Origin of the sequence: Streptomyces sp. BE303 (assembly GCF_036290945.1) — a bacterium.
In the GTDB taxonomy this organism is placed as follows: Bacteria; Actinomycetota; Actinomycetes; order Streptomycetales; family Streptomycetaceae; genus Kitasatospora.
Genome location: NZ_JAQYWZ010000485.1, coordinates 61,339 through 81,877, shown reverse-complemented (window position 1 = coordinate 81,877; position 20,539 = coordinate 61,339). Strand labels below are relative to the sequence as shown.

Genomic DNA, 20,539 nt, shown 5'->3' with positions numbered 1-20,539 from the left:
GCGCCAGTCAGCCTACTAGCTCACGCGTTCGATTAACGAGCCTGTCCGGCCGGGTCCACCCGAATGAGTGACCGCCACCCTGCCAGCCTTGACGCAGGTCCGGAAAAAGCCCCTGCTCAACGCCGGAGAACGGCGATAGCGTCACCACGTCAACGAGCGGCGGGGCCGGTGGGCAACGCCGTGGAGCAGCCGAACCGGAGGCCACCGACCCATGACCGCCCCCCAGAACCCCGCCGACCTCGCCGCGGCCCGGCTCACCGACGTCGCCGAGGCCACCGGCCGCCTGCTGCGGACCCTCGCCGCGCTGGAGCCCGCGGCCGTCTCAGGCCCCTCGGCCCTGCCGGGCTGGACCAGGGGCCACGTGCTGGCCCACGTCGCCCGCAACGCCGACTCGCTGGTCAACCTGCTCGACGGCGCCCGGACCGGCACCGACGTCCCGCAGTACGCGAGCGACGAGGCCCGCGACCTGGGCATCGAGCAGGGCGCGCCCCGCCCGCTCGACGTCCAGGCCGACGACGTCCGGGACTCCCACGCCGGCTTCGCCGCCGCCGCCGCGCTGCTGCCCGCCGAGGCCTGGGCCGCCTCGGTGCGCCACCGCTCCGGCTACCTCTTCCCGGCCCACGACATCCCGTGGAAGCGGCTGATGGAGCTCGAGTACCACCACGTCGACCTCGCCGCCGGCTACTCCCCCGCGGACTGGCCGGAGTCCTTCGCCACGGCCGAGTTCCGGCGGCTGGCGGCCAGGCTCGCCGGCGCGGACGCCGCCGCGGGCGCCGGGGCCTCCGGGGACCTCCCGACAGCCCTCCCGGCGGCCCTGCTGGTGGCCGGGGACACCGGGGACCGGGCCCGGATCGGCTCCGCCGACGGGGAGGCCCGGCTCAGCGTCGAGGGCCCCGTCCGGACCCTCACCGCCTGGCTCTCCGGCCGCTCGGACGGCGACGGCCTGCTGGTCCGCGAGGACGGCGTCCCGCTCGCCGACGGCCGGGCCGCCCTGCCCCCGCTCCCCCCACTGGGCTGACGGCCCGCTCGGCGCGAGGATGATCCCAGAACCCCCATGACGAGGAGCGGACGGATGACGTACCACGGAGCGGTCAAGGTCGGCGGACCGCCGGACGTGCGCGACCTGGCCCACCTGATCATCACCAAGGTGGCGGTCGGCCCCTACGACAACAACGCCTACCTGCTGCGCTGCCGCGACACCGACGAGCAGCTGCTGATCGACGCGGCGGCGGACGCGCCGACGCTGCTGGAGACCGTCGGCGAGAACCTGGCCACCGTGGTGACCACGCACCGGCACCACGACCACTGGGGCGCGCTGGCCGAGGTGGTCGCCGCCACCGGCGCCCGCACCGCCGCCGGACGGATCGACGCCGAGGCCGTCGAGGTGCCGACCGACCTGCCGCTGGACGACGGCGACACCCTGCGGGTGGGCCACTGCGAGCTGACCGTGCGGCACCTGGTCGGCCACACCCCCGGGGCGATCGTGCTGGTCTACGACGACCCGCAGGGCCACCCGCACGTGTTCACCGGGGACTGCCTCTTCCCGGGCGGGGTGGGCAACACCTGGGGCGACCCGGAGGCCTTCCGGAGCCTGTTCCGGGACGTCAACGAGAAGCTCTTCGACGTCCTGCCGGACGAGGCCTGGGTCTACCCCGGTCACGGCAACGACACCACCCTGGGCGCCGAGCGCCCCAACCTGGCCGCCTGGCGCGAGCGCGGCTGGTAGGCGCGCGACGGGCCCCGCGGGCCCCCGCGGGCCCGTGAGGACCCCACGGGGGCCCGTGCGGGGGCCCGTGCGGGGGCCCGTGCGGGGCTGCACGACGACGGCGGGCCCGCGACCACTGCTCGGTCGCGGGCCCGCCGGGCCGGGGGGGCGGGGCTCAGGCGTCGATCTTCTCCGCCTCGGCCCGCTCGGCCTTCTTCGAGGCCATCAGGCTGGTCACGGTGGTGACGGCGAGCACCACCACGATGAAGCCCAGCGAGAGCGGGATGCCGATCTCCGGCACGTTCGCGCCCTGCTCGTGCGCCGCGTGCAGCACCAGCTTCACGCCGATGAAGCCGAGGATCACCGACAGGCCGTACGAGAGGTGGACCAGCTTCTTCAGCAGCCCGCCGATCAGGAAGTACAGCTGCCGCAGACCCATCAGGGCGAAGGCGTTGGCGGTGAAGACGATGTACGGGTCCTGGGTCAGACCGAAGATCGCCGGGATCGAGTCCAGCGCGAACAGGACGTCGGTGGTGCCGATCGCCAGCATGACGATCAGCATCGGGGTCATCAGCCGGCGGCCGTTCTCCCGGATGAAGAGCTTGGTGCCGTGGTACTTGTCGGTCGACGGGAAGCGCTGCTCGATCGACTTGAGCAGGCGGTTCTCCTCGAACTCCTCGTCCTCCTCGTCGGACCGGGCCTCCTTGATCAGCTTCCACGCCGTCCAGATCAGGAAGGCGCCGAAGATGAAGAACACCCAGGAGAACTGCGCGACCAGGGCCGCGCCACCGGCGATGAAGACCGCCCGGAGCACCAGCGCGATGATCACACCGAACATCAGCACGCGCTGCTGGTAGATCCGGGGCACCGCGAACTTGCCCATGATCAGGATGAACACGAACAGGTTGTCGACACTGAGCGACTTCTCGGTGATGTACCCGGCGAAGAACTCACCGGCCGGCTGGGCGCCGGAGTGCCACCAGAGGAATCCACCGAAGAGTGCCGCGAGCACGACCCAGACCGTGGTCCAGATGCCGGCTTCCTTGATCGACACCTCGTGCGGCTTGCGACCGCCGATGAAGAAGTCGGCCACGATCAGTGCCAGAAGCACCACGATCGTGCCGACCCACAAACTTACGGAAACGTCCACTACTGCTCCTCCGGCAGGTAGGCGAGACAGTCATCGTCACTGCCGGAGGTCTCTTCCGCCCGTCGGACGCGCTGCTGCGCGCCCGCGGACCAGCGCCCCGGGACGCCGCTGGGGACGCCCGTGATGACGGGGCAACTGCGGGGGAATACTCCCCTCCGCTGCCAACCAGGGTAACAGCAGTCCCAAGGAAAGGTAAAGAAGGTAAAGGACCCCCGGGACCGGGCCGCTCCCGGGCCCACGCCGGGGCCGCTCGGGGCCCGCCGCTACAGGTACGGCTCGATGGCCGGAAGCAGGTCCTGGAAGGTCCGGCCGCGGGCCGGAGCGCCGATCGCCTGCATCCCCCAGCCGCCGTCCTCCTCGCGGAACACCTTCGCCATGACCTGCCCGGTGTGCGGACCGCCGCCGGTCAGCTCGTACCGGGCCAGCTCCAGCCCGGTCGACTCGTCCACCAGCCGGCAGTGCGCGTTCTGGACCTCGGCGAAGGTCTGCCCGGTGTACGAGCTCACCGTGAACACCACCTGGGTGATGTGCGGCGGCACGTGCGCCAGGTCGACCAGGATCGCCTCGTCGTCCTCCCCCGCGCCGGCTCCGCCGACCAGGTTGTCCCCGGTGTGCCTGACCGAGCCGTCGGCGCTCTCCAGGTGCTGGAAGAACACCACGTCCGACGGGGTCCGCTCGGCGTACAGCAGGGCCGAGGCGTCCAGGTCGATCTGCCTGGTCCGGCTGCCGAAGAGACCGCGCCGGGGCGCAGCCTTCCAACCGAGGCCCATCCGGACGACGGTCAGCGTCTCGCCCGAACCCTTCTGGAGGCTGACCCGCTGCCCCTTGGCAAGTGTCACCGACACGGCGATGTGTCCTCTCTGCCCAGCCCCGCGGTCGATCCCCGCGCAGGCTCCACGGTGGAACACCCCGTTGCCGTCCCCCGGCTGAGGCCCCCTGTTTCGGCCGCCCCCTCGCGTGGCGGCACCGCAGGCCAGCCTAGGCCCTGCGGCAGAACGCTTCGATCGCCGTGTACCCCTTCGTGGCGGGGCTAGACACCGCCGGGCACGACCGGGAACGGAACCGGCCACGCCCGGCGGGGCGTCGAGGAGCCTGCGCGGGGCCGCTACGCGATGCCGGCCTCCCGCATCTGCCGCAGCTCCTTCTTCAGTTCCTTCACCTCGTCGCGCAGCCGGGCCGCGACCTCGAACTGGAGGTCCGTCGCGGCGGCGTGCATCCGCTCGGTCATCGACTGGATCAGGTCGGCCAGCTCGGCCGCCGGCAAGGACTTGGCCGGCTTGCGGGTGGCGCCCAGCGCCGGCACCGGGGCCTTGGCGCCCTTGGCGCCGGCACCGCGGTAGCCGGTCGAGAGCAGCTGGTCGGTGTCGACCTCCTCACGGGTGAGGGTGTCCAGGATGTCGCCGATCTTCTTCCGCAGCGGCTGCGGGTCGATCCCGTGCTTCTTGTTGTACGCCTGCTGGACCTCGCGGCGGCGGTTGGTCTCGTCGATGGCCTTCTCCATCGCCGGGGTGATCCGGTCCGCGTACATGTGGACCTGGCCGGAGACGTTGCGGGCGGCGCGGCCGATGGTCTGGATCAGCGAGGTGCCGGACCGCAGGAAGCCCTCCTTGTCGGCGTCCAGGATCGCCACCAGGGAGACCTCGGGGAGGTCCAGGCCCTCACGGAGCAGGTTGATGCCGACCAGCACGTCGTACTCGCCGGCCCGCAGCTCGCGCAGCAGCTCGACCCGGCGCAGCGTGTCGATGTCGCTGTGCAGGTACCGGACCCGGATGTCCAGGCCGAGCATGTAGTCGGTGAGGTCCTCGGACATCTTCTTGGTGAGGGTGGTGACCAGGACGCGCTCGTCCTTCTCCACCCGCTTGCGGACCTCGTGCACCAGGTCGTCGATCTGGCCCTCGGTGGGCTTGACGATCACCTCGGGGTCGATCAGGCCGGTCGGGCGGATGATCTGCTCGACCTGGCCGTCACCGCGGGACAACTCGTACTGGCCGGGGGTCGCCGAGAGGTAGACGGTCTGGCCGATCCTCTTCTGGAACTCCTCCCACTTCAGCGGGCGGTTGTCCATCGCCGACGGGAGCCGGAACCCGTGCTCGACCAGCGTGCGCTTGCGCGAGGCGTCGCCCTCGTACATCGCGCCGATCTGCGGGACGGTGACGTGCGACTCGTCGATGACCAGGAGGAAGTCGTCCGGGAAGTAGTCGAGCAGGGTGTTCGGCGGGGAGCCGGGCTCACGGCCGTCGAAGTGCATCGAGTAGTTCTCGACGCCGGAGCAGGTGCCGATCTGGCGGAGCATCTCCAGGTCGTACGTGGTGCGCATCCGCAGCCGCTGGGCCTCCAGCAGCTTGCCCTGCTTCTCCATCCGCGCGAGGGCCCCCTCCAGCTCCTTCTCGATGTCGCCGACCGCGCGCTCCATCCGCTCCGGGCCGGCGACGTAGTGCGAGGCCGGGAAGACGTGGACGGAGTCGTCCTGGCTGATGATCTCGCCGGTGAGCGGGTGCAGGGTGTACAGCGCCTCGATCTCGTCGCCGAACATCTCGATCCGGAGGGCGAGCTCCTCGTAGACCGGGAAGATCTCGATGGTGTCGCCGCGGACCCGGAAGGTGCCGCGGGTGAAGGCGAGGTCGTTGCGGGTGTACTGGATGTCGACGAAGCGGCGGAGCAGGACGTCGCGGTCGATCTCCTCGCCGACCTTGAGCCTCACCATCCGGTCCACGTACTCCTGCGGGGTGCCGAGGCCGTAGATGCAGGAGACCGAGGCGACCACGAGGACGTCCCGGCGGGTGAGCAGCGAGTTGGTGGCGGAGTGGCGCAGCCGCTCGACCTCCTCGTTGATCGAGGAGTCCTTCTCGATGTAGGTGTCCGTCTGCGGGACGTACGCCTCGGGCTGGTAGTAGTCGTAGTACGAGACGAAGTACTCGACCGCGTTGTTCGGCAGCAGCTCGCGGAACTCGTTCGCGAGCTGGGCGGCCAGGGTCTTGTTCGGCGCCATCACCAGGGTGGGACGCTGGAGCTTCTCGATCATCCAGGCCGTGGTGGCCGACTTGCCGGTACCGGTGGCGCCGAGCAGGACGACGTCCTTCTCCCCGGCCCGGACCCGGCGCTCCAGCTCGGCGATGGCCGCGGGCTGGTCGCCGTTGGGCTGGTAGGGACTGACGACCTCGAAGGGCGTCTCTGACCGCTCAATACTCGTGATGGGTCGCACGTGTCCACCGTACGACCCGCCACCGACATTGCGGCCCCGGCCGGGAAACCCGCGGGGAGCCCGGGGAGGCCGGGAAGGCCCGGGCAGGGCCCGGAGCCCGTCCGTCGGACGAGCCCTAGCGGGCGCTGTCGCGGGCGAGCGCGACCAGGCGGGAGACGGCCCGCAGGTACTTCTTGCGGTAGCCGCCGCGCAGCATCTCCTCCGGGAAGACCCGGTCGAAGGGGATCCCGGAGGCCGTGACCGGCAGCTCGCGGTCGTACATCCGGTCGGCGAGGACGACCAGGCGCAGCGCGGTGGACTGGTCGTCGACCTGTCGCACGCCGCGCAGGCAGACCGCCGTCACGTCGTCCAGCAGGGCGCCGTAGCGGCTGGGGTGGACGGCCGAGAGGTGGCCGAGCAGGGCGTCGAAGTCGTCCAGCGAGGCGCCCGGGGTGCGGGCCGCGGCGGCGTCCACCTGGGCGTCGGAGTACGGCGGCGGGGCGTCCGGCAGGCCGCGGTGGCGGTAGTCCTGGCCGTCGATCCGCATCGGGCGGAAGTGCGCGGACAGGCCCTGGATCTCGCGGAGGAAGTCGGCGGCGGCGAACCGGCCCTCGCCGAGCTTCTCGGGCAGGGTGTTGGAGGTGGCGCAGAGCTTGACGCCGTTGTCGACCAGCCGGCCGAGCAGGGTGGAGACCAGCACGGTGTCGCCGGGGTCGTCCAGTTCGAACTCGTCGATGCAGAGCAGCGTGTGGCCGGAGAGGGTGGTCACGGCCTGCTGGAAGCCGAGCGCGCCGACCAGGTTGGTCAGCTCGACGAAGGTGCCGAAGGCCTTGGGGCCCGGCGCGGCGTGCCAGAGCGAGGCGAGCAGGTGGGTCTTGCCGACGCCGTAGCCGCCGTCCAGGTAGACGCCGGCCGGACCGGTGGGCACGGGGGCACTGCGGCGGAACCAGCTGCGCTTCGGGGCGGAGCCCTTCCCGGCGGCGAGCGTGCCGGCGAACTGCTCCAGGACCTGGACGGCCTCGTACTGGCTGGGCTGCGTCGGGTCCGGGAGGTACGTCCCGAAGCTCACGTCGGAGAAACGCGGCGGTGGCACCATCTCGGCGACCAGCCGCTCGGCGGGGACGACGGGGCGCCGGTCGGTGAGCGCGACCGGTCCGGCGGGGCCGGTGGTGGCTATCAGCTCGGGGTCGATCACGGCGTCGATCACGGAGTCGGGGTGTGAGGCTGCTGGCACGGTAGTACAGGGTACGCCCGACCGCACACGCGGCGGGCCCCGGCCGCCGGCGCGCGCCGGTGGAAGACTGGCGGCATGCATCAGTTGATCAGCCCGCCGGGCGGGCAGTTCGCCGATCCGGCCTCGCTGGAGTCGCTCGCCGCCGTCTACGCGTACCCCGACCAGGTGAATCACGGCCGCCCGTGGCTGCGCGCCAACATGGTGGCCGGCCTGGACGGCGGGGCCCGGCTGGACGGGCTCTCCGAGGGGCTCTCGGGTTCGGCGGACAAGCGGATCTTCGGTGTGCTGCGGGCGCTGTCGGACGTGGTGCTGGTGGGCGCCGAGACGGTCCGTGCCGAGGGGTACCGGCCGGCCCTCGCCCGGGCCGAGTTCGCCGGGGCGCGGCAGGCGGCCGGGCAGGCCCCGGCGCCGGCGATCGCGGTCGTCACCCGCTCGCTGGGCCTGGACCTGGCGGCGCCGCTGTTCACCGAGCCGCTGGTGCGGACGGTGGTGATCACCACCGAGGACGCACCCGGGGAGAGCCGCGCGGCGGTGGCCGAGGTGGCGGACGTGATCGTCGCGGGCCGGGGCTCGGTGGACCTGCGGGCGGCGGTCGCGGCCCTGGCCGACCGGGGCTGGACGAGGATGCTGACCGAGGGCGGACCGCGGCTGCTGGGACAGCTGGCCGCCGCCGGCCTGCTCGACGAGCTGTGCCTGTCGCTGGCACCGCTGATCACGGCCGGCGACGCGCCGCGGATCATCCACGATGCGGAAATGCCGGACGTGCAGCGGATGCGACTGGTCTCATTGATCGAGCAGAAAGGATTCCTCTTCACCCGTTACCTGCGTCCGCCGACCCCGTGACCCCCGGAAAGTGATCCCGCTCCCACTTGGGACGTTCCCTCCGCGTGGCCCGTCTGTCGGGTGAGCAAGGTGCGGAAAGCTTCCGCCGGGGCAGTATGGGATCCGATGCCGGAGCCCGGGGGCCGGCGACTGGAAGGGACTCACGTGTTCAAGACGGTACTGATGATCGAAAAGGCACTCTCCGACGCCGACGTGGAGCTGGTCACCACGCTCCACAGCGACGAGACGGTGTCCTTCGTCGTCCTGATGCAACCGCGCGGCAAGCAGGACGAGCTGCTGCGGGCGCTGGACGACGTCGCCCTCGGCCACCTCGACAAGGTGGTCCACGAGCACGACGAGTCCGAGAGCGAGCCGACGGTGGCCACCGAGTCGCTGGAGCACAGCCTGCGCCACCTGCGGCAGGCCGGCGCCGAGGCGGTCGGCGAGCTGGTCGAGGAGAAGCCCCTCGACCGGCTCCGCACCGTGGTCGAGGAGCACCGGGCCGACGAGGTGGTGGTGCTCACCTCGCCGCACTTCGTGGAGGAGTTCTTCCACCGCGACTGGGCCTCCCAGGCCCGGCACAAGGTGGGCGTTCCGGTGCTGCGGCTGTTCGCCAGCGACTCCTGACGCCCTCCTCGCCCGCTCTCGGGCACAGGGGCCGGGGCCTCCGGTGGTGCAGAATCGTCCTTGCGGTCCGGTCCGCGAGGACGATTCGCCCTTGCCGCCCGCCCTCCACCACACCCGTCCCTCCCTCCGCGCCCGCCGTCGGGCAGGAGGGGCCCACAGCCCGTACGGAGTCCCGTTTTGAACGACGCCGCGCACGACCTGCACGCCCCGCACTTCATCGGTATCGGCGGCGCCGGGATGTCCGGCCTGGCGAAGATCCTCGCGGTGCGCGGTGCCAGCGTCTCCGGCAGCGACTCCAAGGAGTCCGAGACCGTCCTCGCCCTGCGCGCCCTGGGTGCCGGCGTGCACATCGGCCACGCCGCCGAGCACGTCCCGGACGGTGCCAGCAGCATCGTGGTCTCCAGCGCGATCCGCGCCGACAACCCGGAGCTGGCCGCCGCCCGCGAGCGCGGGATCCCGGTGGTGCACCGCTCGGACGCGCTGGCCGCGCTGATGGGCGGCCGCCGGGCGCTGGCCGTCGCCGGCACCCACGGCAAGACGACCACCACCAGCATGCTCGCCGTCGCGCTCGGTGAGCTGGGCCTCGACCCGTCCTACGCGATCGGCGGGGACCTCGACGTGCCCGGCTCCAACGCCCGGCACGGCGACGGCGAGATCTTCGTCGCCGAGGCCGACGAGAGCGACCGCAGCTTCCACAAGTACGCGCCCGAGGTGGCGATCGTGCTCAACGTGGAGCTGGACCACCACGCCAACTACGCCTCGATCGACGAGATCTACGAGTCCTTCGAGACCTTCGTCGGCCGGATCTCCCCCGGCGGCACCCTGGTCGTCTCCGCCGACCACGACGGCGCCCGCGAGCTGACCGCCCGGGTGGCCGGCCGCGAGGGCCTGCGGGTGGTCACCGTCGGCGCCGCCGAGGACGCCGACCTCCGTGTCCTGTCGGTGGTCGCGCACGGCATGACCAGCGAGGTCACCGTCCTGCTCGACGGCGCCGAGCTCACCTTCACCGTCTCGGTGCCCGGTCGGCACTACGCCCACAACGCGGTCGCCGCGCTGGCCGCCGGCGTCGCGCTCGGCGTCCCGGCCGCCGACCTGGCCAAGGCCATCGCCGCCTACACCGGCGTGCGCCGCCGCCTCCAGCTCAAGGGCGAGGCGGGCGGCGTCCAGGTGATCGACTCCTACGCGCACCACCCGACCGAGATGACCGCCGACCTGGAGGCGATCCGGGAGGCCGCCGACGGCCGCGTCCTGGTGGTCTTCCAGCCGCACCTGTTCAGCCGCACCCAGCAGCTCGCCGAGGAGATGGGCGCCGCCCTGGCCCTGGCCGACTCCTCCGTCGTGCTCGACATCTACCCGGCCCGCGAGGACCCGATCCCGGGCGTCACCAGCGAGCTGATCATCGACGCGGCCCGGACCGCGGGCGCCGAGGTCACCGCCGAGCACGACTTCGCCGCCGCCCCCGCCCTGCTGGCCGGCCTGGCCCGCCCGGGCGACCTGCTGCTCACCATGGGTGCGGGCGACGTCACCAACCTCGGCCCGGAAATCCTGAAGCACCTCGCGAACGTTGCCACCAACGTCTGAGTCCCCCGACCTGGAGCCGTCATGAGCTACGAGATCGAGAAGACCGACGCCGAGTGGCGCGCCGAGCTCTCGCCGGAGGAGTACCACGTCCTCCGGGAGGCCGGCACCGAGCGCCCGTTCACCGGCGAGTACACCGACACCAAGACGGTCGGCGTCTACGGCTGCCGGGCCTGCGGCGCCGAGCTGTTCAGCTCGGAGACCAAGTTCGACAGCCACTGCGGCTGGCCGTCCTACTACGCGCCGCTCGCCGGTGACCGCGTCCAGTACATCGAGGACAGCACGCTCGGCATGCGCCGGGTCGAGGTCCGCTGCGCCCGCTGCGGCGGACACCTCGGACACGTCTTCGAGGGCGAGGGCTACGGCACGCCGACCGACCAGCGGTACTGCATCAACAGCGTCTCGCTCACGCTGAAGCCGGCGGAGTAGCCGGACCGGCGGCCGTTTCGGCGGCCGTCGGACAGCGTACGGCGGGCCCGGGAACCGGTTCGGTTCCCGGGCCCGTTCGCTATCCGGCGACCGGGGCGAAGCGGACCGGGAGCTCCACCAGGGCCCGGTGGAACGGGCCCGGGCGCCAGCGGAGACCGGCGGCCGGGGTGGCGAGCTCCAGCTCGCTGAGACGGCTGGTGAGCTGCTCGATCGCGGTGATGGCGATCAGCAGCGCCGGGTCCCGGGCCGGGCAGGCGTGCGGACCGGCCGCCCACGCCAGGTGCGCGGACTCGCCGCTGCCCAGCTCGCCGCCGCCGGTGGGCGGGGCGGCCTGGGAGTTGGCTGCCGCGTAGGAGACCAGGACGAGGGAGCCGGCCGCGATCTCCCGGCCGTGGAAGGTCACGTCGTAGCGCGGGTAGTGCGCGGAGAGGTTGGCCAGCGGCGGCTCGTGCCAGAGCACCTCGTCGATCGCCTGGAACGCCGTCATCGCGCCGCCGAACAGCGAACCGGCGTAGCGGGCGTCGGTGAGGAGGCGGAGCAGGGCGTTGCCGATCAGATTGGTGGTCGGCTCGTTGCCGGCGATCATGGTCAGCGTGATCTGCCGGACCACCTCCTCGTTGTCCAGCCCCGCCGGGTGGGTGAGGAACCACGAGGTCAGGTCGTGCCGGGGCCGTTCGCGCCGCTCGGCGACCATCGCGGTGACCACCGCGACGACGTCGCCGTACGCGGCCACCGCCTTCTCGGTCGACTCGATCATGCCGACGATCCCGGCTACCAGACGGTCGGCGTGCTCCTCCGGCACCCCGAACCAGGTGGTGACGGCGTGGACCGGCAGGCGGCGCGCGTAGTCGGCGATCAGATCGGCGGAACCGGTGGCCTCGAAGGTGCCGATCAGCCGGTGGGCGACCTCGGCCACCCGGCGCTGGAGCAGGTGCGGTTCCAGCAGGGCCAGGCCGTCGGTGATCACCTGGCGGTAGCGGGCGTGGGTCGCGCCGTCGCTGAAGAGGGCGGTCGGGCGGTAGCCGAGCACCGGCAGCAGCGGGGAGTCCGGCGGGACGGTCCGCTGCCAGGCCCGGGAGTCCTTGGAGAAGGTGTCGGAGTCGCGCAGCAGGTCGAGGGCTGCCTGGTAGTCGGTGACCAGCAGGGCCTCGACGCCGGGCGCGATCTCCACCGGGGCGACCGGGCCGTGGCGGCGCAGCTGCTCGTAGACGGCCTGCGGGTCGGCGGCGAAGGCCGGACCGTGGAGGGGGACCGCCCGGGGGGCCGGGTCGCCGGGTACGGCGTCGGTCGGGCCGGCGGGTGCGTCGTCGGGGCTGGTCACGGCTGCTCCGGGGCGGGATCGGGCACGGCTGGGTCGGGACCGGCGGGGTCGGACGCGTCAGGATCGGAACCGGCCGGATCGGAACCGGCGGGGTCGGGACCGGCGGGCAGGCCGTGCAGGACGTGTTCGGTGAGCGCGATCAGGGCGTCCAGACCGGAGTCGCGCTCGCGGGCGTCACAGAGCACCAACGGGGTGCTCGCGTGCAGGTCCAGGTGGGCCCGGAGCACGTCGGGCGGGTGGACGGGCGCGTCGGGGAAGCAGTTGACGGCGACCGCGTACGGCAGGCCCTGCTCCTCGACCATGTCCATGATCTCGAAGGAGTCGGCCAGCCGGCGGGTGTCGGCCAGCACCAGGGCGCCCACCGCGCCGCGGGCGATGTCCTGCCAGAGCGGGAAGAACCGGCGCTGGCCCGGGGTGCCGAACATGTACAGCACCACCTGGCCGGGCAGGGTGAGCCGGCCGAAGTCGACCGCGACGGTGGTGGTGGACTTGCCGGTCAGGCCGGCCACGTCGTCCACCGGGGCTCCGGTCTCGGTCATCGCCTCCTCGGTGTGCAGGGTCGGGATCTCCGAGAGCGTGCGGATCAGCGTCGTCTTGCCGACCCCGAACGGGCCGGCCACCACCAGCTTCATCAGCGTCTGGTCCCGGTCGGGCAGGTAGCCCACCCGGTCCGGCCCGCCCGGCGCAGCCGGGTTACCGGAGAGTGCGGAGTCCAACGAGGAGCCTCTCGACGATGGAGCGGTCGGTCTGCTGGGCGCGGGGGATCGGCGCGCGGGCGCGCAGGCAGCCCGCCTCGACCAGGTCGGCCGCGAGGAAGACGGTGGCGCTGACCGGGAGCCGCAGATGGGCCGCGGCCTCCACGACGGTGAGCGCGCCGGGGCGGAGCAGGTCCCAGAGCCGACCGTGCTCGGCCCCCAACTCCGCCAGCTCCGGCGGGGGTTCGGTGCCGGAGGCACTCAGGACGGTGAGCCGGTCGAAACCGGCCGTGCCGGGCCGGGACCGGCCGCCGGTGGCCAGGTAGGCGGGGACCATCCGCCTGCGGGGGACGGCGGTCATGACCGGGCGGGCGCGTCCTGCCGCCTGGCCGGGCTCGCCAGCGCGCGGCCCAGGGCGGCGACCTGCACCTGCATCTGGTAGGCCACGTTGCCGAGCTGGGCCTCGGGCGTGGTGAAGACGGCGAGCGAGGTGTTCTCCCCGGCCGGGACGACGACGGCGAAGCCCAGTTCGGACTCGACCACGGTCTGGGCCAGCCGGGGCTGCTCGACGTCGGTGAAGGCGGTGGTGAACGCGCGGGCGGCGGCGTGCACGGTGGCGGTCATCGCGGCGACCCGCTCGGCGGATGCGCGGCCGAGGCCCGCCGACGCGGCCTCGACGAGGCCGTCACCGGTGGCGACGACCGCGTGCAGGACGCCCGGCAGCTCCAGCAGCGGGGTCAGCACCCACGAGATCTCGTCGGTGCCGGCCGCGGCCGCACCGGCGGCGGTGCCTGCGGTGGTGGTCCCTGCGGCGGTGGGGCTGGGCGTGCTGCTCACGGCTCGACTCCTTCGGGGGCTGGGGATCTAGCGGCCGGACGCGCCCGCGGGTCCGGCGCCGGTGTGGTCGGCGTCGGGGCGGGGCGGGGCCGCCCGGTCGGCGCCGGCGGGGCCGGTCGCCGCGGGGGACGGACGGTGGTCGGTGGTGGCGGCGCCGGTGACGGCGGGCTCGTCGGCGACGGTGGCCGCGGCAGTACCGCCGTCACCGCCGCCCGGGTCACCGCCGTCACGCTCGGCCCGGGCGTCGGCGGCCGTCACGGCGGCGAGGGCCACGGCGGCCCGGCCGGAGCCGGTGCCGTGCTGGAGGGCCTGCCAGCGCTCGGCGGCCTGTTCGGGCGTGCGGGCCGGCGGACCGGCCGGCTGCCGCTCCCCCGCAGCCGTCGGCTCCCCGGGCTCGCCCGGTGCCGCCGGCTGCGGCCTCGCGGCCAGCGGCTGGCGCCGGCGACGGCTGGGCAGCCCGCTGCCGTCGTCCGCGACGAGGTGCACCGCGGGCACGACGTGGATGGCCGGCGGCGCGTGCCGCTCCGAAGCGTCCGGCGCATCGGCGCCGGACGCACCGGACCCGCCTGCCGCACCGGAGCGGTCCCCGGACCGGAGGGTGTACGGCGTCGGGACCGCCTGCACGGTGGGCGCCGGGGCGGGCCCGGCCCCGGCCCGCAGCGGCAGCGGGGTGAGCACCGAGAGCTGCTGCCCCTCGTCCATGACGGTCAGCAGTCCGGCCGGGACCCGCACGATGGTCCGCATGCCGCCGTACGGGGAGGGCTCGATGTGGCAGGAGAAGCCGTACTGGCGGGCCAGCTTGCCGACCACGGCGAAGCCGGTCTTCGGCGGGTTGCCCAGCTCGGTGAGCAGGACCTCGGGGGGACCTGACAGCAGTCGGCGGGCCCGGCTCAGCTGGTCCTCCTCCATCCCGATGCCGCTGTCGTCGACGATCACCAGCGCGCCCCGGCCGCCCTGCTGGACGGTCACCGGGACGTCCGTCTCCGGGTGCGAGTACGCGGTGGCGTTGGCGAGGAGCTCGGCGACGGCGATGGCCAGCGGCTCGGCGGCCCGGGCGACCACCGCCAGCCGGCTCTCCCGCAGGTGGTTGGCGACCTTGATCCGGGCGTAACCGGGCACCCGGGAGAGCGCGCCGACCACCACCTCGGCGAGCGGCGAGTCGGTGCGGGCCAGGCCGGGCCAGGCCTCGCAGAGCACGGCGACGGTCTGGATGCGGCGCAGCGCGACCTCGTTGCGGAAGTCGACCTCCAGCAGCCGGGGGTCGTCGTTGTCGTGCTGGAGCTGCTGGACCAGGCTCTGGATCTGGTAGAGCAGGGTCTGGATCTTGGAGGTGGCTCCGCGCATCGCGGAGCGGGCGGCGGCGTCGACCCGTTCGCGCTCGTCGGTCACGGCGGCGGCCGCGGCGTCGAGGACGGCCTGGAGCGTCTGGACGGCCTCCGGGCCGACGGCGGCCGGGTCGAGCGGTCCGGCGACCGGCGCGTTGGGGTGGCTGAGCCGGAGGGCGGCGGCGGCCACGCGTTCGGTGGCGAGGTGGCCGATCTCGGCCAGCAGGGCCGCGGCCTGCCGCACGGCGGCGGCGGCGCGCTCCTCGGCGGTCTCGGCGGCGAGCCGGGCCTCCGACGCCGTGCGGCCGGCGACGGTCGCGGCCTGCTCGGCCCCGGCCGTCGCGCGTTCGGCCTCGACGGCCCGGCGGACGGCCTCCGCGGTGCCGCGCTCCGCCTCGTGCGCCCGGTCCTCGGCGGCCAGTGCGCGGTCCGCCGCCTGCCGGGCCTCGTCGGCCGAGCGCCGGGCCTCGGCCCGGGCCTCGCGGGCCCGCTCCTCGCCGAGGAGGGCCCGGTTCTCGGCGGCGCGGGCGGCTTCCTCGGTCCGGGCCGCCCCGGCCGCCGCGGTGGCGGCCCGGGCCAGCGCCCGGGAGCGGGCGCGCGCCAGGACGGCCGTCGCCGCGAGCGCGGCGACCGCGATCAGTGCCAGGGCCGGCAACACGAGCTGCGTCATCGACGTCCTCGGAGGTCCTCGGTCGGAGGGGCGGGGTCGCCCCGGGGGGTGTCCGGCGGCTCAGGCCCGGGTGGTCGTGCCGCCCGTCCCGTTCCGCGGCCGGGGCGTGCGCCGATCAGTGTCCTCGTCCAACTCCCGCGCCACCAGGGCCACCTGGCTCATCGCCTCCAGGACGTTCGGCACCTCCGTGCCGTCCAGGTGCCGGTACTCGGCGCCGATGGTGAGCACCAGCCGCTCGGGCAGGCCGAGTTCGGGGTAGCGCTGCTCGGCGATGATCCGGCGGGCCGCGTCCAGCGCGGGGATCCCGGCGGCGTGCAGGGCGTGCGCGCGCTCGCGCAGGTGGCCGAGGTAGGCGATGTGTTCCCGGACGCCGGCACGGCCGAGCACCGGTCCGTGTCCCGGGACGAAGATCTCGGCACCGGTCGCCAGGATGCGCTCGCAGGCGGCGATGATGTTCTCCAACGGCCCCGCCCAGTGCGAGGGGTGGTCGCCGGGCTGTTCGGCGCTCGATCCGAAGATCACGTCACCGGTGAACACCGCCCGCTGGTGCGGGAGGTGGACGATCAGGTCGCCACCGGTGTGCGCGGACGGGAGCCCGGTGATCTGCACGGGGTACTCCCCCACCCGCAGCTCCAGCTCGCCGTGGAAGACGGTGTCGGGCCGGACGGGCTCGGTCTGCGACCAGTCGAACTGGCCGAAGTGGCGCCGGAGGTAGCCACCGAGCAGCGAGTCCGGGTCGCTGCTCGCGACCAGGGCGTGCTGCTGCTTGGGCGTCGGCTCGTAGTGGATGTGCTCCAGCGCCTCGCGGGTGGCGATGATCTCCGCCCCGGGGAGCACGCCGGCGCCCCAGAGGTGGTCGCCGTTGGCGTGTGTGACGATCACCCGGTCGACGGTGACGCCGTCGGCGAGCCGCTTGCGGCTCTCGGTGAGGAACTCTGCGGCGAGCGAGGGGTCGTAGGGCGTGTCGATCCAGAGCGCCGTCCTCGGCGAAGCCAGCAGCCCGCAGTTGGCGAGACCCCATCCGCGCTTCGGGGGAAGCCAGACGTACAGGTCATCGGCAATCGTGCTCACGTTCGCACGGTTGATCGTCATGGGCGCGATTATGCCGATGATGTGACAGGAGTGGAGCAAGGCCTCTGCAATTCAAGACAATTCCTGTCACGGACCATCCTGTCCTGTCCCGATTCCTCCCCCCTTGCACCACGCCCGGTCCAGGCCGTTCCGTCCCGTCGGGCAGGGCACTCGGGGGACGGTCCGTCGGCGTCTCAGACCAGAGGCAGGGGCCGGCACACCTCGACGGTGACGTCGACGGTGTCGAGGCCGATGACCCGGCCCTCGACGGCGACGAATCCTTTCTCCCCGGAACGGAAGAGCGCGGCCAGCGGGGACTGCCGGCCGGCGGCCCCCAGGGCCTCGACGGCCATCGCGGACCCGAAGGCGAAGACGCCGCAGAGCACGATGCAGGGGGCGTGCCGGGAGGTGCGGGTGACGAAGACGAAGCCGTGGTCGCGGACCAGCTCGTCGGCGGCGTTGTACTGGGCCTCGAACGCCATGCCGCCCCAACGGGCCCGGGCCGCCCGGGGGTGTTCCAGCCGGAAGTCCGGGAAGTCGCCGGCGAGCACGCTGGCCGAGTAGGCGTTGACGCTCGGTCCACCTATCGAGAAGGTCGGCATCCGCGGGTCCTGGGCGCCGGCGGTGACCAGCTCGATGGTCGCCTTCCGGTTGATCTTCCGCAGCAGGTCGGTGAGTTCGGCGATCGCCCGGGCCTCGGCCATCGGCATGAAGAGCACGTTCTTCGGCCCCCGGCTGGTGAGCCGGCAGCCGTCCTTGGCGTAGGCGAACTCCGCCACCTCGATGCTGGGGGTGACGATCTGCACCCGCCCGTACGGCGCGAGCAGCGCGCGCAGGAAGCCGTAGCGCAGGAAGAGGCGGGTGCGGGCGAGGGACCGGGCGGCGACGAAGCCGATCACGGCCGGGAAGAACCCGACCAGGATCTGCAGGAGGATCTCCATGGCACCCCTCGCGCGAACGACTCGGGCACGAACTGTCTGCGCTGAGGTGATGCCCCGTAGAACACCAGAAACTCCCGACACTGCAGCCCACCCGGCGCCGACCACGCGAAATGCGCCCACTTCACCCGTTCGGGTGACACCCAGTCACGCCTGCCGCGGTTCCGGCCGACCGGCCCGGCCTCACCGCCGCCCGACTTCGCCGGCGGCGTCCGTCGGGCCGGCCGCCGACCGGCGTCTCAGCCCAGCTTCTTGGTGAACTTCCGCTCGCTGGCGCACTGCTCGTACCCGAGCCAGGCGTTGATCGCCAGCATCGGCGCGTTGGTCGCGTCGTTGGAGGTGTACGCCCGGAGCAACCCGGCCTCGCGGGCCCGGCGCAGCGACTCCAGCTTGGCCAGCTTGCTCAGGCCCCGGCCCCGGTACTCCCGGCGGCAGGCGGTGAACGCCGACCAGTACCGGTCCACGCCGTCCGTGTGCACCGCGCTGAACGCGGCCGGCTCACCGTCGACCACGGCCACGACGGTCAGGTCGCGGTCGTGGTCCGGGTGGATCCAGTCGCCGTTCAGGAACTCCTCGAAGTCGGCGGCGTCCATCTCGATCTCGCCCGGCTCGTCCCGGATGGCGTCCGCCTCGATCACGAAGATCGGGTACGGGTCGGCCGCCCACTCGCTCGCCGGGCGCAGCTCGACGCCGGCCGGCAGCGGCGGGGCCTGCGGCAGCGGCAGCGTCAGGTCACGGCCGCCGAAGTGGGCCACCCGGCCCTCGGTGAAGCCGCGGGCCCGGGCGAAGGCCAACGCGTCCTCGTCCTCGTCCACCCAGCTGTGCACCTCGACCACGCCGTGCTCGGCCAGGTGCCGCTCGGCGGCGGCCAGCAGGCCGGTGAGGACACCGCGCCGCCGGTACTCGGGCAGCACGCTGCCGTTGGCGTAGCCGATGCCCTTGGTCGTCGTGCCGGTGACCAGCGCGCAACGGACCGACCCGACCACCCGGCCGTCCAGCTCCGCCACGAAGGTGCGGAAGTGCGCACCCTCGGCCTGGTGGGCGGCGTGCCAGGCGAAGGCCTCGGCCGTCATCACCAGGTGGTCGCGGCCCGCACGGTGGGCCGCCGCGGCGGCCTCGGCGTCGCCGGGGCGGAAGTCACGAATTATCAGTGTTGTCATAGGTGCGTCACGCTAACCCGCGGCGGGCTCGTACGCAGCCGATTATTCTCCGGGCCCGAGGCCCGCCCCACCGGCCCCACCTGCGAAGAAGTCACGGGAAGGGGACCAAAGTCCCTCACCCGCGTGCCGCCAAGCTCAAATAATGCTCTGAGATGTCCGGGTGAGGCTTGGCAGCGGTACCGTCCGGGGACATCCTCAGCAGCACAGCCCGGTGGCCCTGGCGACGAGGCCCGCGCCGACCGACGGCTCCCCACCAGCCCTCAGAAGGGGGCGCACCCATGACCTCTCCTGCACTGCGAGCGCCCGCGACGACGACGGGGACCACCGCCGGCACGGCCGGCAGCACCGCCACGGCCGGCACGGCCCGTGCCGCCGGCCGGCTCGGCATCGGCCTCGGCTGGCGCAGCGAGATCGACACCGTGGTGGAGCGGCAGCCCGGCCTGGACTGGGTCGAGGTCGTCGCCGAGAACGTCTGCGCCGACCACCTGCCCGAGTCCCTGACCGTCCTCCTCGCCCGCGGCCTGACCGTGATCCCGCACGGCGTCTCGCTCGGTCTCGGCGGCGCCGACCGGCCCGACCCGGCCCGCCTGGCCAGGCTCGCCGAGACCGCCGGGGCCCTCGGGTCCCCGCTGGTCACCGAGCACCTGGCCTTCGTCCGGGCCGGTGGCCTGGAGGCCGGCCACCTGCTGCCGGTGCCGCGCACGCGCGACGCCCTGGACGTCATCGCCGAGAACGTCCGGATCGCCCAGGACCAGCTCCCGGTCCCGCTGGCGCTGGAGAACATCGCCGCCCAGCTGGCCTGGCCGGACGACGAGCTGACCGAGGGGCAGTTCCTCGCCGAGCTGGTCGAACGGACCGGCGTCCGGCTGCTGATCGACGTCGCCAACCTGCACACCAACCGGGTCAACCTCGGGATCGACCCGGCCGCCGAGCTGGACCGCCTGCCGCTGGAGGCCCTCGCCTACGTGCACGTCGCGGGCGGCACCATGATCGACGGGGTCTGGCACGACACCCACGCCCACCCGGTCACCGAGCCGGTGCTGGAGGTGCTGGCCGAGCTCTGCGCCCGGGTCGCCCCGCCCGGCGTGCTGCTGGAGCGCGACGCCGCCTTCCCGCCGCCCGCCGAACTGGCCGCCGAACTCGACGCCGTGCGCCGGGTGCTGGACGGCGGTGGCCCACGGTGACCGCCACCGACGAGGCCCGGGAGCGGCTGGCCGCCCGGCAGACCGACCTGCTCACCGCCCTGGTGGCCGGCGGGCCGGTGCCGCCCGGCTTCGATCCGGCCCAGGTCCGCGCCCAGTCCGCCGCCCTGGCAGCCAAGCGCCGTGACACCGCCGCCAAGGTGGCACCGGCACTGCCGCGCCTGCTCGGGCCGCAGTACGGGCCGCTCTTCCTCGCCTACGCCCGACGGCACCCGCAGACCGGCGGCTACCGCGCCGACGCCCGCGCCTTCGCCGCCTGGGCGCTCGCCGAACCGCCCCGCCGGGCAACGGACGACCCGACAACGGACGAACCGGCAAACGACGACCCGGCGACGCGCGACCCGGCGACGGAAGGCACCGCAGCCGCCCCGCTCGACGCCGAACGGCGCCGGGCCCTGGAACGCTGGCTCCGCCCGGCCCCCGAACGACCGCCCGGCCCGCTCGCCCGCCTGCGCCGCGCCCTGCGGCCCGGCAGCCGGGCCTGACACCCGGCGGCCCGGCCGCAGCAGGCGAGCACCGGAGCTCGCACCACGTCACCGGGTCCGCGCACCGTTCGCCGGACCCCACGAACGGCCCACCACACACCGGGCGCCG

At 73.5% G+C, this 20,539-nt stretch carries 18 protein-coding genes and 1 pseudogene; 7 read left to right on the top strand and 12 right to left on the bottom strand.

Annotated elements, in window-relative coordinates; translation table 11 throughout:
• The first annotated feature begins 211 nt into the window (after positions 1-211).
• Together PUR56_RS10170 and PUR56_RS10165 are read left to right on the top strand one after the other, a co-directional pair.
• On the top strand, positions 212-1,018 hold the full coding sequence (locus tag PUR56_RS10170) for a maleylpyruvate isomerase family mycothiol-dependent enzyme (protein ID WP_329948627.1): 807 nt from the start codon (positions 212-214) through the stop codon (positions 1,016-1,018).
• A 54-nt stretch (positions 1,019-1,072) separates the two neighbouring features.
• A complete protein-coding gene (locus tag PUR56_RS10165; protein WP_329948626.1) occupies positions 1,073-1,726 on the top strand; it encodes an MBL fold metallo-hydrolase in 654 nt (217 codons plus the stop codon).
• A gap of 154 nt (positions 1,727-1,880) precedes the next feature.
• Here the strand turns inward: PUR56_RS10165 and PUR56_RS10160 are convergent, their stop codons facing one another.
• From PUR56_RS10160 to zapE, 4 genes are all read right to left on the bottom strand, one after another.
• Entirely contained in the window at positions 1,881-2,855 is a 975-nt protein-coding gene (locus tag PUR56_RS10160) for a TerC family protein (protein WP_329948625.1), read from the bottom strand.
• Positions 2,856-3,118: 263 nt separating this feature from the next.
• A complete protein-coding gene (locus PUR56_RS10155; protein ID WP_329876396.1) occupies positions 3,119-3,700 on the bottom strand; it encodes a TerD family protein in 582 nt (193 codons plus the stop codon).
• A gap of 260 nt (positions 3,701-3,960) precedes the next feature.
• Entirely contained in the window at positions 3,961-6,057 is a 2,097-nt protein-coding gene (gene uvrB, locus PUR56_RS10150; RefSeq protein WP_329948624.1) for an excinuclease ABC subunit UvrB, read from the bottom strand.
• 115 nt (positions 6,058-6,172) lie between these two features.
• Entirely contained in the window at positions 6,173-7,231 is a 1,059-nt protein-coding gene (gene zapE / locus PUR56_RS10145; protein WP_380360198.1) for a cell division protein ZapE, read from the bottom strand.
• A 114-nt stretch (positions 7,232-7,345) separates the two neighbouring features.
• On the opposite strand from zapE, the gene PUR56_RS10140 reads away from it, so the two are divergent.
• From PUR56_RS10140 to msrB, 4 genes are all read left to right on the top strand, one after another.
• The gene (locus tag PUR56_RS10140; protein WP_329948623.1) at positions 7,346-8,113 is read left to right on the top strand and encodes a pyrimidine reductase family protein; all 768 of its coding nucleotides are present in this window, start codon (positions 7,346-7,348) and stop codon (positions 8,111-8,113) included.
• Positions 8,114-8,257: 144 nt separating this feature from the next.
• The gene (locus PUR56_RS10135; RefSeq protein WP_329876402.1) at positions 8,258-8,719 is read left to right on the top strand and encodes an indole-3-glycerol phosphate synthase; all 462 of its coding nucleotides are present in this window, start codon (positions 8,258-8,260) and stop codon (positions 8,717-8,719) included.
• Positions 8,720-8,917: 198 nt separating this feature from the next.
• The gene (gene murC / locus PUR56_RS10130; protein ID WP_329948689.1) at positions 8,918-10,300 is read left to right on the top strand and encodes a UDP-N-acetylmuramate--L-alanine ligase; all 1,383 of its coding nucleotides are present in this window, start codon (positions 8,918-8,920) and stop codon (positions 10,298-10,300) included.
• 21 nt (positions 10,301-10,321) lie between these two features.
• The gene (gene msrB, locus PUR56_RS10125; protein WP_329876404.1) at positions 10,322-10,726 is read left to right on the top strand and encodes a peptide-methionine (R)-S-oxide reductase MsrB; all 405 of its coding nucleotides are present in this window, start codon (positions 10,322-10,324) and stop codon (positions 10,724-10,726) included.
• 79 nt (positions 10,727-10,805) lie between these two features.
• Here the strand turns inward: msrB and PUR56_RS10120 are convergent, their stop codons facing one another.
• The 8 genes from PUR56_RS10120 to PUR56_RS10085 form a co-directional block, all read right to left on the bottom strand.
• Entirely contained in the window at positions 10,806-12,047 is a 1,242-nt protein-coding gene (locus tag PUR56_RS10120) for a cytochrome P450 (protein ID WP_329876406.1), read from the bottom strand.
• A complete protein-coding gene (locus tag PUR56_RS10115) occupies positions 12,044-12,679 on the bottom strand; it encodes a GTP-binding protein (RefSeq protein WP_329876456.1) in 636 nt (211 codons plus the stop codon). The genes PUR56_RS10120 and PUR56_RS10115 overlap by 4 nt, the downstream gene beginning before the upstream one ends.
• Before the next feature lie 61 nt (positions 12,680-12,740).
• Positions 12,741-13,103: a DUF742 domain-containing protein gene (locus PUR56_RS10110; protein ID WP_329876408.1), complete on the bottom strand. Its 363-nt coding sequence runs from the start codon at positions 13,101-13,103 to the stop codon at positions 12,741-12,743.
• Entirely contained in the window at positions 13,100-13,495 is a 396-nt protein-coding gene (locus PUR56_RS10105) for a roadblock/LC7 domain-containing protein (RefSeq protein WP_329876458.1), read from the bottom strand. The genes PUR56_RS10110 and PUR56_RS10105 overlap by 4 nt, the downstream gene beginning before the upstream one ends.
• Before the next feature lie 111 nt (positions 13,496-13,606).
• Complete coding sequence (locus PUR56_RS10100) at positions 13,607-15,574, bottom strand: ATP-binding protein (protein WP_329948622.1); 1,968 nt, start codon at positions 15,572-15,574, stop codon at positions 13,607-13,609.
• A gap of 60 nt (positions 15,575-15,634) precedes the next feature.
• The gene (locus PUR56_RS10095) at positions 15,635-16,666 is read right to left on the bottom strand and encodes an MBL fold metallo-hydrolase (protein WP_329948621.1); all 1,032 of its coding nucleotides are present in this window, start codon (positions 16,664-16,666) and stop codon (positions 15,635-15,637) included.
• Between the two features lie 173 nt (positions 16,667-16,839).
• A complete protein-coding gene (locus tag PUR56_RS10090) occupies positions 16,840-17,586 on the bottom strand; it encodes a hypothetical protein (protein ID WP_329876414.1) in 747 nt (248 codons plus the stop codon).
• 236 nt (positions 17,587-17,822) lie between these two features.
• The gene (locus PUR56_RS10085) at positions 17,823-18,743 is read right to left on the bottom strand and encodes a GNAT family N-acetyltransferase (protein ID WP_329948620.1); all 921 of its coding nucleotides are present in this window, start codon (positions 18,741-18,743) and stop codon (positions 17,823-17,825) included.
• A gap of 386 nt (positions 18,744-19,129) precedes the next feature.
• On the opposite strand from PUR56_RS10085, the pseudogene PUR56_RS10080 reads away from it, so the two are divergent.
• Positions 19,130-20,430 (top strand): annotated as a pseudogene (locus PUR56_RS10080) (multinuclear nonheme iron-dependent oxidase).
• Positions 20,431-20,539 lie beyond the last annotated feature (109 nt).

Bases quoted from the DNA above. Each gene is read 5' to 3' on its own strand.
- PUR56_RS10165 (WP_329948626.1), top strand. From the start codon at position 1,073: ATGACGTACCACGGAGCGGTCAAGGTCGGCGGACCGCCGGACGTGCGC.
- PUR56_RS10140 (WP_329948623.1), top strand. From the start codon at position 7,346: ATGCATCAGTTGATCAGCCCGCCGGGCGGGCAGTTCGCCGATCCGGCC.
- PUR56_RS10100 (WP_329948622.1), bottom strand. From the start codon at position 15,574: ATGACGCAGCTCGTGTTGCCGGCCCTGGCACTGATCGCGGTCGCCGCG.
- PUR56_RS10090 (WP_329876414.1), bottom strand. From the start codon at position 17,586: ATGGAGATCCTCCTGCAGATCCTGGTCGGGTTCTTCCCGGCCGTGATC.
- PUR56_RS10170 (WP_329948627.1), top strand. From the start codon at position 212: ATGACCGCCCCCCAGAACCCCGCCGACCTCGCCGCGGCCCGGCTCACC.
- msrB (WP_329876404.1), top strand. From the start codon at position 10,322: ATGAGCTACGAGATCGAGAAGACCGACGCCGAGTGGCGCGCCGAGCTC.
- PUR56_RS10115 (WP_329876456.1), bottom strand. From the start codon at position 12,679: ATGAAGCTGGTGGTGGCCGGCCCGTTCGGGGTCGGCAAGACGACGCTG.
- PUR56_RS10085 (WP_329948620.1), bottom strand. From the start codon at position 18,743: ATGACAACACTGATAATTCGTGACTTCCGCCCCGGCGACGCCGAGGCC.
- PUR56_RS10110 (WP_329876408.1), bottom strand. From the start codon at position 13,103: ATGACCGCCGTCCCCCGCAGGCGGATGGTCCCCGCCTACCTGGCCACC.
- PUR56_RS10095 (WP_329948621.1), bottom strand. From the start codon at position 16,666: ATGACGATCAACCGTGCGAACGTGAGCACGATTGCCGATGACCTGTAC.